Origin of the sequence: Mycobacterium scrofulaceum (genome assembly GCF_001667885.1) — a bacterium.
Taxonomy (GTDB): Bacteria; Actinomycetota; Actinomycetes; order Mycobacteriales; family Mycobacteriaceae; genus Mycobacterium; species Mycobacterium scrofulaceum_C.
The window spans coordinates 1-13111 of the sequence record NZ_LZJW01000171.1 but is presented as its reverse complement, the minus strand read 5'-3'; the positions used below and the strand labels follow the sequence as shown (position 1 = coordinate 13111).

Annotated in this window: 10 protein-coding genes and 2 pseudogenes; 3 read left to right on the top strand and 9 right to left on the bottom strand. The window is 70.3% G+C overall.

The window, feature by feature from the left end:
* The first annotated feature begins 49 nt into the window (after positions 1-49).
* On the top strand, positions 50-1663 hold the full coding sequence (cydD, locus tag A5681_RS23785; protein WP_067281495.1) for a thiol reductant ABC exporter subunit CydD: 1614 nt from the start codon (positions 50-52) through the stop codon (positions 1661-1663).
* Positions 1650-3388, top strand: a pseudogene (gene cydC, locus A5681_RS23780) (thiol reductant ABC exporter subunit CydC). Before cydD ends, cydC begins: the two are co-directional and overlap by 14 nt.
* Here the strand turns inward: cydC and A5681_RS23775 are convergent.
* The 9 genes from A5681_RS23775 to A5681_RS23735 form a co-directional block, all read right to left on the bottom strand.
* Positions 3301-4698 carry a bifunctional lysylphosphatidylglycerol flippase/synthetase MprF gene (locus A5681_RS23775; RefSeq protein WP_067281490.1) on the bottom strand — a complete coding sequence of 466 codons (1398 nt, stop codon included), beginning with the start codon at positions 4696-4698 and terminating at the stop codon, positions 3301-3303. The pseudogene cydC and the gene A5681_RS23775 sit on opposite strands and share 88 nt — an antisense overlap.
* Before the next feature lie 143 nt (positions 4699-4841).
* The gene (locus A5681_RS23770) at positions 4842-5717 is read right to left on the bottom strand and encodes an acyl-CoA thioesterase II (RefSeq protein WP_067281487.1); all 876 of its coding nucleotides are present in this window, start codon (positions 5715-5717) and stop codon (positions 4842-4844) included.
* A 38-nt stretch (positions 5718-5755) separates the two neighbouring features.
* Positions 5756-7174 carry a pyruvate kinase gene (gene pyk / locus A5681_RS23765; RefSeq protein WP_067281485.1) on the bottom strand — a complete coding sequence of 473 codons (1419 nt, stop codon included), beginning with the start codon at positions 7172-7174 and terminating at the stop codon, positions 5756-5758.
* Between the two features lie 66 nt (positions 7175-7240).
* Entirely contained in the window at positions 7241-7642 is a 402-nt protein-coding gene (locus A5681_RS23760; RefSeq protein ID WP_067281851.1) for a DUF2752 domain-containing protein, read from the bottom strand.
* Between the two features lie 59 nt (positions 7643-7701).
* Entirely contained in the window at positions 7702-9111 is a 1410-nt protein-coding gene (locus tag A5681_RS23755) for a prolipoprotein diacylglyceryl transferase (protein WP_067281484.1), read from the bottom strand.
* The gene (gene trpA, locus A5681_RS23750) at positions 9111-9923 is read right to left on the bottom strand and encodes a tryptophan synthase subunit alpha (RefSeq protein WP_067281482.1); all 813 of its coding nucleotides are present in this window, start codon (positions 9921-9923) and stop codon (positions 9111-9113) included. Before trpA ends, A5681_RS23755 begins: the two co-directional genes overlap by 1 nt.
* The gene (gene trpB / locus A5681_RS23745) at positions 9920-11182 is read right to left on the bottom strand and encodes a tryptophan synthase subunit beta (protein WP_067281480.1); all 1263 of its coding nucleotides are present in this window, start codon (positions 11180-11182) and stop codon (positions 9920-9922) included. Before trpB ends, trpA begins: the two co-directional genes overlap by 4 nt.
* A gap of 74 nt (positions 11183-11256) precedes the next feature.
* A complete protein-coding gene (trpC, locus tag A5681_RS23740) occupies positions 11257-12075 on the bottom strand; it encodes an indole-3-glycerol phosphate synthase TrpC (RefSeq protein ID WP_055404126.1) in 819 nt (272 codons plus the stop codon).
* A 113-nt stretch (positions 12076-12188) separates the two neighbouring features.
* Positions 12189-12878, bottom strand: a complete 690-nt coding sequence (locus tag A5681_RS23735) for a TIGR02234 family membrane protein (RefSeq protein ID WP_067281478.1) — start codon at positions 12876-12878, stop codon at positions 12189-12191.
* Between the two features lie 38 nt (positions 12879-12916).
* Here A5681_RS23735 and A5681_RS26850 point away from each other — a divergent pair.
* A pseudogene (locus A5681_RS26850) lies at positions 12917-13102 on the top strand (anthranilate synthase component I); the annotation flags it as partial.
* Positions 13103-13111: the final 9 nt, after the last annotated feature.

Below are 13111 nucleotides of genomic sequence, written 5' to 3'. Positions count from 1 at the left end.
GAAAACGCGGGGCCCGCTGGACCCGCGACTGTGGCGGGCCTCGATCGCCTTGCGGCGCTACCTGACCGCGACCGTCTGCTGCGGCGTGGTGATCTCCGGGTGTGCGATCGGCTCGGCGATCGTGCTGGCGAACGTCGTCGCGCGCGCCGTCGGTGATCACGCGGCGCACGGCCTGCGGACCTGGCTGGGACCGCTGTCGATGCTCGCCCTGCTGTGGACCGTTCGCGCGCTAGCACAGTGGCTGCAGGCCCGGTTGGGCCAACGCGGCGCCACCGCGGTGATCGCCGATCTGTCCGGTCAGGTGCTGACGGCGGTGACCGCCCGGCAGCCGGGCGAACTCGCTTCCCAACGGGACGCCGCCGCCGTGGTGGTCACCCGGGGTCTCGACGGCCTGCGCCCTTATTTCACCGGGTACCTGCCCACGCTGGTGCTCGCGGGGATCCTGACGCCGGCGACCGTCGCCGTGGTCGCGTTCTACGACCTCAAGTCCGCGGCGATCGTGGCGATCACCCTGCCGCTCATCCCGGTATTCATGGTGCTGATCGGCCTGGCCACCGCCGACCGGTCGGCGGCCGCCCTGGCCGCCATGACGACGCTGCAGGGGCGGTTGCTGGATCTGATCGCCGGCATCCCCACGCTGCGCGCGCTGGGCCGCGCCCGGGGCCCCGAACAACGCATCGCCGAACTCGCCGCGGCCCATCGCCGCTCGGCCATGGCCACACTGCGCATCGCCTTCCTGTCGGCGCTGGTGCTGGAATTGCTGGCGACGCTGGGCGTCGCGCTGATCGCGGTGGGGATCGGGATGCGCCTGGTGTTCGGCGAGATGACGCTGGCGACCGGGCTCACGGTGCTGTTACTGGCGCCCGACGTGTACTGGCCGCTGCGCCGAATCGGCGTGGAATTTCATGCCGCGCAGGACGGCAGGACCGCCGCCGACAAGGCCTTTGCGCTCATCGGCGCGCCGATTCCCCCAACGGCCCGAAGCCAGACCGTCACCGCACGCGGGGCGGAGATCCGACTCGAGGGGCTCAGCGTCGCGGGCCGCGACGGTCAAGCGCCGCGCGGCCTCACCGCGCTGATCGAACCGGGCTCGGTGACGGTGCTGACCGGACGCAATGGTGCCGGCAAAAGCACGGCCCTGCAGGCGATCACCGGCATCACGGTACCGACGTCGGGCCGCGTGACGGTGGCCGGCATCGACGTCACCGACCTGGAGCCGGGCGCTTGGTGGCGTCAGCTGTCCTGGCTGCCGCAGCGCCCGGCGCTCGTCCCGGGCACCGTCCGGGACAACCTGATCTTGTTCGGCGACCTCGACGACCTGGACAAGGCTTGCACGGCTTCGGCTTTCGATGCGGTGCTGGCCGAGCTTCCGCAGGGGCTGGACACCGTGCTGGGCCGTGGCGGCGTCGGCCTGTCGCTGGGCCAGCGGCAACGGCTCGGCCTCGCCCGGGCGCTCGGGTCGGCCGCGCCCGTGCTGTTGCTCGACGAGCCCACCGCACACCTGGACGCCCGCGCCGAGCAACGCGTGCTGCGGGCCATCGAGGAGCGCGCCCGCGCCGGTGCGACCGTCGTCGTCGTCGGGCACCGCGAACCGGTGCTGGCCATCGGCGATCGGGTGGTGGAGGTGGCCGCCGACAGCGGAGCGCGTTATGCCGCAATCTGATCCGCTGCGGGCGGCCCTGCCGCTGCTGCGTCCGAGCCTTCCCCGCATCGGGGCGGCGATCGCGCTGGGTGTGCTGTCGCTGGGCAGCGCGCTGGCGCTGGCGGGCGTCTCGGCGTGGCTGATCACCCGGGCCTGGCAGATGCCGCCGGTGCTCGACCTGTCGGTCGCGGCGGTCGCGGTGCGCGCGTTCGCCATCTCGCGGGGCGTGCTGCACTACTGCGAGCGACTGGTCACCCACGACGCCGCGCTGCGGGCGGCCGGCACCGCCAGGGCGCGGGTCTACGATCGGCTGGCCCGTGGGCCCGCGGCGGCCGCGGTCCGCCTGCACAGCGGTGAGCTGGTCGCACGCGTGGGCTCCGACGTCGACGAACTGGCCAACGTGCTGGTGCGTGCCGTGGTGCCGATCGGGGTCGCGGCGGTGCTGGGGCTGGCGGCGACCGCCGTGGTCGCGGCCATCTCGCCGCCGGCGGCGGCGGTGCTGGCGATCTGCCTGCTGGTCGCCGGCTTCGTCGCGCCGCGGTTTGCCGGCAGGGCCGCGGCCGGCCAGGAAAGCCTTGCCCGCCAGCATCATTCGGAGCGGGACACGGCGGCCATGATCGCCCTCGAGCACGCGCCCGAGCTTCGCGTCGCCGGCCTCCTCCCCCGTGTCATCGCCGAGTCGCAACGCCGCCAAAAGGCTTGGGGCGCCGCGCTCGACGCCGCCGCCAGACCGGCCGCCATCGCCGAGGCCGTGCCCACCGCCGCCATCGGCGCCAGCGTGCTCGGCGCGGTGGTGGCCGGGATCGGGTTGGCGCCGTCGGTCGCGCCCACCACCTTGGCCGTCCTGATGTTGTTGCCGCTGTCCGCGTTCGAGGCGATGACACCGTTGCCGGCCGCCGCGGTCCAGCTGACGCGGTCGCGCATCGCCGCGCGCCGGCTGCTCGACCTGGCGGCGCCCGAGCACCCGAGCCGGCCCGAGGCTGCAACCGGGAGCCCGGTGCGACCCGGTGACGCCGCCGTGTTGTCGGCCGACATCCGCTCCGGCCACACCGAGGCCACCCGGTCGAACCGCGTCACCCTCGACCTGGCGCCTGGTGCCCGGCTGGCCGTCACCGGCGCCAGCGGCTCCGGCAAGACGACGCTGTTGATGACGCTCGCCGGGCTGCTCCCCCCGCTGCAGGGACAGGTAACGCTCGACGGCACCGACCTTGTCGAATTCGACGAAGGGGAATTGCGGCGCGCCGTCAGCTTTTTCGCCGAGGACGCGCACGTCTTCGCCACCACCGTCCGAGACAACTTGCTGGTCGCCCGCGGCGACTGTCGAGACGACGAACTGGCGGCCGCGCTGGGTGCGGTCGGGCTGGGCGGCTGGCTCGCCGGTCTCCCCGACGGCCTGTCGACGGTGCTGACCGGTGGGGCCCAAGCGCTTTCGGGCGGTCAGCGCCGACGGCTGCTGCTGGCGCGCGCCGTGCTCTCACCGGCCCGGATCGTCCTGCTCGACGAGCCCACCGAGCACCTGGACGCGGCCGACGCCGAACCGATCCTGCGTGACCTGCTGGGGCCGGATTCTCGACTGGTGCCCGCCGACCGGACCGTGGTGGTGGCCACCCACCACCTACCCGACGGCATCGGGTGTCGCGAGCTGCGCGTCGATGGGCTCAGAGATGTCGCCGGCGCGGCATGAACTCCAATGACAGCAACACGATCAACAACGTGACGATCTGGGTCATCGAAACCAGGGCGTAGCGCCGGGCGTCGAGCGCGTGGAACTTGCGCACATACCGGTAGAGCGACTCCAGCGCGATCAACGGATCGAGGATGTGGATGAGTCGATAGAAGACGCGCTGGGCGCGGCTGCGGTTCTTCTCGTCGAAGATCTCCGGGAACGCCGCGAAGGCGAGCGAAAGCCGTTCGGCCCCAGTCTCTTTGCCGGCCATGATCATGTCGATGCTGAGCCGCTCGTCGATGCCGTTGGGCGCCCCCCGCCGGCGCCACGGCACGTCGAGGGTGATGTCGCTGCCGCCGCCGGCCGTCGCGTAGCGGTGAAAGCCCTGCACCTTGCCCGTGGCGTCCCTGGCGAGGATCAACTGGATGCCGGGGAACCGGCCCTCCAGCACTCCGTCGAGATTCATGTGGAACCCGCGTTCGGTGTGGGCCGCTTTGCTCGAGGCCCGCACCACCTCGGTCAGCTCGGCGAGTTGATCACCGGTGAGCTCCTGTTCCGCGACGATCTCGGTGGTGATGCCGCAGTTGTGCGAGCGCTTCACCGCCTGGCGCAGGTTGCGAAACTTGCGGCCCGCCATGTCGAAAGCGGTGACGTCGACGACCACGTCGCGCCCGATCGGCACGGCGCGCAACGACTGTCCGAGCAGCGCGGCGTCGTTCCACAATCCGAGCCGCCGCTCGCTGCAACCCACCACCGCGATTCGCCACCCGTGAGCGTGGCACATGGCGGCGAAGCCGGCGACCAGCTCGGGGAATCGGGTCTCGTCGCCGATCGGGTCACCGCCGACCACCGCGATGCCCAGGCGAGTGCGGTACGCCAGCGCCGCGCTGCCGTCGGCGGTGAAGTGGTAGCTCTTGCCGGTCTGCATCGCGAACGGCGCCAACGGATCGTCCTTGGTGGCCTGGATCAACGTCCAGATTCGGGGTAGGTCCTCCGGACGCGGGTGCGACGCCGTCGGCCACATCAGGACCAGGCCGGAGCCGGCGATCACCAGGTCGCCGAGCAGGTCGAAGGACAGCACGTGCAGGCCCAGGCCGGCCAGCACGAAGAATCCGGCGGCGACCGCATGCATCGCGGTGACCGGTCGGCCCAGGAAGATGCCCCGCGCGATCCACGCCACCGCGACCAGCACCGTCAACGACCAGGCCAACCGATCGGTGTAATGCCACGCCGGCTGGTGGTGGTGGCGAACGAGGATTTCGGCCAGCCAGCAGGTGGCGCTCAACAGCGCCAGGGCTCCGATCAGTCGGGCTGCTCGTGAATCGACCGGGACGACGACGCGTTCGCGCCCGCGAGCCTTCGCTGAGACGTCGACCAACGGCCCGCTCACACTCACCTCCCGATGCGCTGACGTTCCAGCTGGGCGGACGTCCGCCGCCTCTGCACCGAATACCCGGCTGCTATGAACTTACGCGCGGTCCTGGCCCTGCCGGGCCCGAACCACGGCGACGTCCTGCGGGTATCCCGACCTGTCTATCGGCGGGAGGGTGGAAAGTATTTCAGCACGCCCTCTTGCACCACCGTGGCCAGCAGCTGCCCGGAGCGATCGAAGAAGTGGCCGGTCCCGAGCCCGCGCGAATCCGCGGCCACCGGCGACGACGTGGAATACAGCACCCAGTCGTCGAAGTCGACCTGTCGGTGGAACCACACCGAATGGTTGGCGGAGGCGGCGAAGATGCGGTCGAACCCCCAAGACAGGCCATGCCTGGTGATCACCGAATCGAGCACGGTGGTGTCCGAGGAGTAGACCATGGTCGCGGTGTGCAGGACCGGGTCGTCCGGCAGCTTGCCGCCGGCCTTCATCCAGACCCGGTTGTGCGGCAGCCGATCGCCCTTCTCGCGCATCACCCAGGCCGGGTCGTTGGTGTAGCGCCACTCGATCGGCTGCAGGGCGTTGACGAAATGCGGAACGGTTTCCTCGTAGCCGCGGAGCAATTCGCTGATCGGCGGCTGGGTTTCGGGCTCGCCGACCTGCGGCGGGTCCACGCCGTGTTCGAGGCCGGGGCCGCCGGCCATGTAGGAGATCATCGCCGAGGACAGCAGCATGCCGTCCTGCACGGCGTCCACGCGCCGATTGGCGAAGCGCCGCTCGTCGCGCAGCCGGGTGACGTGGAACTCGATGTCCTTGGCGGTGTCACCCCCGTTGACGAAGTGCACGGACAGGGCGCCGGGCGGCAGGTCGTCCCGGACCAGCGTGCGGCTGCTCGCGACGAACGATTGGGCCATCAGCTGGCCACCGAACGTCCGCATCGGGTTCTTGGTGGGATGAGACCCGACGAAACGGTCCTCGGCGACCCGGGTGAGGTCGAGGGTCGCAAGCAGCTCCTTGAAATCGGAATCGGTGCCGATCGCGGCCTCTCCTTGGTTCGGTTGCCGGCCCGGACGGGCTAGACGTCGTCCTCCCCGATGCGGTGCACATGGATGAGGTTGGTCGACCCTACTGTGCCAGGTGGCGCGCCGGCCACGATCACCACCAGGTCACCGCGCTTGTAGCGGCCCAGTTCCAGCAGCGACTTGTCGACCTGGCGGATCATGCCGTCGGTGGACGTCATCATCGGGACGATGAACGTCTCGGTGCCCCACGTCATCGCGAGCTGACTGCGCACCTCGGGCCAGGCGGTGAAGGCCAGCAGCGGCAGCGGGGTATGCAGCCGCGCCAGCCGCTTGACGGTGTCGCCGGACTGGGTGAAGGCGACCAGCGCCTTGGCGTCCAGGCGCTCGCCGATGTCGCGGGCGGCGTACGAGATCACCCCGCGCTTGGTGCGCGGCACGTGCGTCAGCGGCGGCGCGGCGGTGGAATTGTCCTCGACGGCGCAGATGATGCGCGACATGGTCCGCACGGCCGCCAGCGGGTACTTGCCCACCGACGTCTCGCCCGACAGCATCACCGCGTCGGCGCCGTCGAGCACGGCGTTGGCGACGTCGGACGCCTCGGCGCGCGTCGGGCGTGAGTTCTCGATCATGGAGTCGAGCATCTGGGTGGCCACGATCACGGGCTTGGCGTTCTCCCGCGCCATCTGGATGGCCCGCTTCTGCACCAGCGGCACCTCTTCGAGCGGCAGCTCGACGCCGAGGTCGCCGCGGGCCACCATGATGGCGTCGAAGGCCAGCACGATCGCTTCCAGATTGTCGACGGCTTCCGGCTTTTCGAGCTTGGCGATCACCGGCACCCGCCGACCGATCCGGTCCATCACCTCGTGCACCAGCTCGACATCGGACGGCGAGCGCACGAACGACAGCGCGACCAGGTCGACCCCGAGGTCCAGCGCGAACGTCAGGTCCTCGACGTCCTTGTCGGACAATGCCGGTGCGGACACGTTCATCCCGGGCAGCGAGATGCCCTTGTTGTTGCTGACGGGACCGCCCTCGACGACGGTGCAGATGACGTCGTCGCCGTCGATGCGGTCGACGACCAGGCCGACCTTGCCGTCGTCGACGAGCACCCGGTCCCCGATCGCGGCGTCCGCGGCCAGCCTCTTGTAGGTGGTCGACACGCGGTCGTGGGTGCCTTCGCAGTTCGCGACGGTGATGCAGACGGTTTCGCCGTCGGCCCAGTAGGTGGATCCGGTGGCGAAGCGGCCCAGCCGGATCTTCGGGCCCTGCAGGTCGGCGAGCACGCCGACCGCGCGGCCGGTGGTGTCGGAAGCGGCGCGCACCCGCTCGTAGGCGGCCTTGTGGTCGGCGTAGTCGCCGTGGCTGAAGTTCAAGCGGGCGACGTCCATTCCCGCCTCGACCAGCGCCAGAATCAGCTCGTCCGAATTGGTCGCAGGGCCAAGGGTGCAGACGATCTTCCCGCGTCTACTCACGCCGACCCAGCATAGTCGTGTGGGCCCCCCGCGGTCCGACTTAACGGGCTGTCGCGCTGTGAGCGGCTAGCCACTCTGAATCGCCGGAAACAGAGGGAAGCCGGGCAGGTTACGCAACACCGTCCACCCGATGACCGCCAGCACCATGATCAGCCACGCCGCCGTCGACAGCGCCGGCTTGCCACGGCTCCGGCCAACCAGCAGCCATCCGGCCAGCATCGGGATGCCGACCAGCAGGAAAACATTGTCGTTGACGGCGGCGGCCAGGTGGCCGTGCAACAGGTCGTGGGTCATGCGCAGGCCACCGCAGGCCGGGCAGTTCCAGCCGGTGAGCCACTTGAAGGGGCATTGGGGATACAACGAATTCGCGTTGTGCGGGTCGACCAGCGCGACGTAGCCGAGTGCGCCGCCCAGCACGACGGTGGTGCCGACTGCGACGTAACGGCGCTGGCCGTCACGCCGCTCCACCGCTTGGCCGGCGGGATGCGGTTGCGTCACGGTCTCAGCATGCCAGACCGAGCCGGCCTCTAGCTGTTCGACGGCCGGTTCCTGCGCAGCCTCCAGCGGCTGCGCGGTGTCTTGTACGGCTCGGCGGCCGAAGCCGGTTCGGCCGAGTCGTGTGCCGGCGTCGGCTCGGGTTCGGGCTCTTCGGGTTCGTCGGCCGCTTCGGCTTCTGCTTCGTCTGGCTTTTCTGCTTCGGCGTCGGACGCTTCGGGTTCTGCCTCGTCAGCCTCTTCGGTCTCGGCCTCGGGCGATTCGACTTCGGCTGGCTCTGGGGCTTCGGGTTCTTCCGCCTCGGCCGCCGCGGTGTCCGGCTCGTCGGCTTCCTCGGCCTCGTCGGCTTCGTCGGCCTCGTCGGCTTCCTCGGCCGCGTCGGCCTCGTCGGCCTCCGCGCTGGACGACTCGGCCGCCGCGGTGTCCGGCTCGTCGACTTCGTCGGCCCTGTCCGTCTCCGTCACCTCGTCGGAGTCGGCGCCGGCCGTGCCCGACGCCCCGGCCGCGGTCGATGCCCCGACCGCGGCGACGGTCGCGAGCTCCTCGGCCGGCTCCGCCGCCGCGGATTCTTCGGCCTCCTTGCCGCGCAGGCTCTCGGGGGCCTCCCGCCCCTTCGGCGCCACCATGATGTACACCACGGCCCCGATGAACACGAAAGTCGATGTGAACGAATTGATCCGGATGCCCGCGATGTGGGTGGCGGTGTCGTCGCGCAGCAGCTCGACCCCGAACCGCCCGATGCAATAGCTGGCCACGTACAGCGCGAACAATCGCCCGTGGCCGAGCGCGAAGCGCCGGTCCGCGTAGATCAGGATGGCGAAAACCACGACATTCCAGATCAATTCGTACAGGAATGTCGGCTGCACGACGAGTGCGACCTGTCCCGTCGAGACGCCGTCCAGCGAATGGGGATCGATGTATCCGGAAGGATCCCGACGGTAGAAGATCTCCAGGCCCCACGGCAGGGTGGTTTCGCGGCCGTAGAGCTCCTGGTTGAAATAGTTGCCCAGCCGGCCGATGGCCTGCGCCAGGACGAGCCCCGGGGCCACCGCGTCGGCGAAGGCGGGCAACGGAATGCCGTGCCGTCGGCACCCGATCCACCCGCCCACGCAACCGAGCGCCACCGCGCCCCAGATGCCGAGCCCGCCGTCCCAAATGCGCACCGCGGCACCCAATCCGGCGCCGCCCGGCCCCCAATAGGTCCGCCAGTCGGTGGCCAGGTGATAGAGCCGCCCGCCCACCAGCCCGAACGGCACCACCCACAGCGCGATGTCGTAGATGACGCCGCGTTGCCCGCCGCGGGCCTCCCAGCGGCGGTCGCCGATCAACAGCGCCACCACGATGCCGGTGATGATGAACAGCGCGTACGCGCGGATGGGCAGGGGCCCGAGGTGCCAGACGCCCTGGGGCGGGCTGGGAAAGTACGTCGGCAACGTCGTCATCACGCGGACGCCTTCTGCCGAACGCCCGCGGCCAGTTCCTCGGTCAGTTCCCGCAAGGCCGGCAATCCTCCCGCACCGAGCGCCGACACCAGCGCCGAACCGACGATGACGCCGTCGGCGTAGCTGCCGATCTGGGCGGCCTGCTCCCGCGACCGCACCCCGAGGCCGACGCCGACGGGGATGTCCGAGACCGCCTTCACCCGCCGCACCAGCTCGGGCGCGGCCTGCGACACCGCGTCCCGCGCCCCGGTGACCCCCATCGTGGAAGCGGCGTAGACGAATCCGCGCGACGCCTCCACGGTCATGGCCAACCGTTCCGGCGTCGACGACGGCGCGACGAGAAAAATGCGATCCAACCGATGCTCCTCAGCTGCCGTCAGCCACTGCCCGGCTTCGTCGGGGATGAGGTCCGGGGTGATCAAGCCGAGCCCGCCGGCCGCCGCGAGATCCCGCGCGAAGGCGTCGACCCCGTAGCGCAACACGGGATTCCAATAGGTCATCACCACCGCGCGGCCGCCGGCCGCGCTGATCGCCTCGACCGCGGCGAGAGTGTCCCGGACCCGCACTCCCCCTCGCAGCGCGGCCTCGGTGGCCCGGGCGATGGTCGGCCCGTCCATGCCGGGGTCCGAATAGGGCACACCGACTTCGATGATGTCGCAACCGGATTCGACCAGGGCAAGCATTCCGTTCACCGAACCCGGCACGTCGGGGTAGCCGGTCGGCAGGTAGCCGATCAAGGCCGCGCGATTCTCCGTGCGGCACGAGTCGAAGACGGGCCCCAGCCTGCTGGCTTGCCTCTGTTGCACGCTCATCGCTCGCTGGGCCCCATCAGGCCGAACCATTTGGCGGCCGTCTCGACGTCCTTGTCACCGCGACCCGACAGGTTCACCACGATGATCGCGCCCTGCCCCAATTCCAGCCCCAGCTTGACCGCACCCGCGACCGCGTGGGCGGATTCGATGGCCGGGATAATGCCCTCGGTGCGGCACAGCAGGGCGAACGCGTCCATCGCTTCCGCGTCGGTGATCGGCCGATACTCCGCGCGCCCGATCTCCTTGAGGTAAGCGTGCTCGGGCCCGACCCCGGGATAATCGAGACCCGCTGAGATCGAATGGGATTCGATGGTCTGGCCGTCCTCGTCCTGCAGCAGGTACGAGAACGACCCCTGGAACGCCCCCGGCGATCCGCCGGCGAAAGTCGCTGCGTGCCTTCCCGTCTCGACGCCGTCACCGGCCGCCTCGAAGCCGACCAGGCGCACCCCCGGATCGTCGATGAACGGGTGGAAAATGCCGATCGCGTTGGATCCGCCGCCGACACAGGCCACGACCGCGTCGGGCAACCGGCCCGCCTGCGCCTGGATCTGGACCCGCGCCTCCAAGCCGATGATCCGCTGGAAGTCGCGCACCATCGCCGGAAACGGGTGCGGCCCGGCCGCGGTGCCGAAGCAGTAGTAGGTGCGCTCGGCGTTGGTCACCCAATCGCGGAACGCCTCGTTGATCGCGTCCTTGAGCGTCTTGGACCCACTCTGGACCGACACCACCTCGGCGCCCAGCAGTCGCATCCGCGCCACGTTGAGCGCCTGGCGCGCGGTGTCCACGGCGCCCATGTAGATCACGCACTCCAGTCCGAGCAGGGCGCACGCGGTGGCCGTGGCCACGCCGTGCTGCCCGGCGCCCGTCTCGGCGATGACCCGGTTCTTGCCCATCCTCTTGGCCAGCAGCGCCTGACCGAGGACGTTGTTGATCTTGTGAGAACCGGTGTGGTTCAGGTCTTCTCGCTTGAGGAAGATGCGCGCCGATCCGGCATGCCCGGACAGCCGGGTGGCCTCGTACAGCGGCGACGGCCGGCCGGCGTAATTGGCCTGCAGGTCATCCAGGGTGTCCAGGAAATCGGGGTTGATGCGTTCCTTCTCGTAGGCGGCGGTGACCTCTTCGATCACCGCCATCAACGCCTCCGCCACGTAGCGGCCGCCGTACACGCCGAAATGGCCACCAGCATCGGGTTCGTGGCTGGTGGGTTCGGCGACGGCTGCACTCGGAAGGGGAAGGTCCGGGCGGGACAGATTGACCATCACCAAGGCTCTACGCGGGGACGGCTCATGAGGTTCAACGTTTCAGCGCCGGGATTCTTCAAGTGACTTGCCGACTAGCGAGACGGTTTCGGGCAAGACGGGTGGGTTCCCGCGGTGACCAGGTCGGCGACCGCGGCACGCGGGTCACCGCTTTTGACCAAGCCCTCGCCGACCAAGACCGCGTCCGCACCCGCACCGGCGTACGCCAGCAGGTCACCGGTGCCGCGGACGCCGGACTCGGCGATCCTGATCACGTTGCTCGGCAGCCCGGGAGCGATGCGCGCGAAGCAGTCGCGGTCGACCTCCAGCGTCGCGAGATCCCGTGCGTTGACACCGATTACGTTGGCCCCGGCCTTGAGTGCCCGGTCGGCCTCCTCCTCGGTGTGCACCTCGACAAGGGCCGTCATGCCGAGCGATTCGGTGCGGTCCAGCATCGACACCAGGGCCGACTGGTCCAGCGCGGCAACGATCAGAAGCAGCATGTCGGCGCCGTGCGCGCGGGCTTCGTGGATCTGATACGGCTGCACGACAAAGTCTTTGCGCAAGACCGGGATCGAGACCGCGGCGCGCACCGCGTCGAGGTCGTCGAGCGATCCGTGGAAGCGCCGCTCCTCGGTCAAGACGCTGATGATCCGAGCGCCGCCGTCCTCATACGCGCGGGCCAGCTTCGCCGGATCGGCAATCGTCGCCAGGGAACCCGCCGACGGACTGGCGCGCTTGACTTCGGCGATGACACCGATGCCGGGTTCGCGCAGGGCGGCCATCACGTCGCGCGGCGGGGGCGCGGCGGCGGCGGCGGCTTTGATTTCGGAAAGGCTGATGAGGGCTTCGCGCGCCGCAACGTCGGCCCGGACTCCCTCGAGGATGGAGTCAAGCACGGTAGCCGGACTCATGCCTGTTGCTTCCCTTCGCGCTGTTACCCATCGTCACCCCGCGGCCAATCTGACACATCCGAGCCGATTGCGACGACGTGAATGAAGGGTAGCGGCCCTCGGCTCGCGGCCCGTCACCGACCCTCGGTGTCCGAGTCGCGCGGCCGATCGGTCGGGTCCCGCGTTGGGTCGCAACCCTCGTCAAGCGCGTCCCAGATCATCCGCTCCGACATTTCCGGCGTCTCCGGCTCCTCCAGCATCGCGCCATCGGCGTCTCCGCGGAGCGCATTTGAGCGGCGCGTCGCCGGCGCCGCATACTTTTCCGCGCTCAACCGGGCCGCGCCCGAGTCGCCGGCCGAGCGCAGCAGTAGGACGGCCGCGACAAGGGTGCACGCGGCGGCGGCCACCGCGATGCCCGCGCCGACGTACCGTCGCTCGCTGCCGACCAGCGACATCACGGCGACGTGCGCCAGATCGGCCCCGCGTACGGCGACGTCCGGCAGCGCCCACAGACTGACCCCGAGATAGCCGACCGCCAGGCTGGCCAACGCCAGCAGTCCCGCCAACGCCCGCAGCGGCCAGCCGCGCACCGCGATCGCCGCCACGGCCGTCGCGAGCATCAGCACCGCCAACGGCAGCAACGCCGTCGACCACGCCGCGCCGGACAGCGTCACGTCGCGGGGCGGGCTCAGCCCGTCGAACGACCGGACCACCACCCACGGCAGCCGGGACGACGCCCACAACGCCGCCGCCGACAGCACCAGCAGCGCCTGCGCCACTCCGACCGATAGCCGCGCACGCCGATTCGGCCGCGCCTCAGTCATGGTGGTCGGCGTCCGGGGCGGTCAGCGTCTCGGCGGCCGCGATCGCGTTGAGCACCGCGCTGATGCGCGACGGGACGGCCTACGTTCAGGCGGGCGGCGGGGTGGTGGCCGACTCCAACGGTCCGTACGAGTACACCGAGGCCTCCAACAAGGCGCGCGCGGTGCTCAACGCGATCGCGGCCGCCGAGACGCTGACCGCCCCGGACGCCGACCACCATGACTGAGGCGCGGCC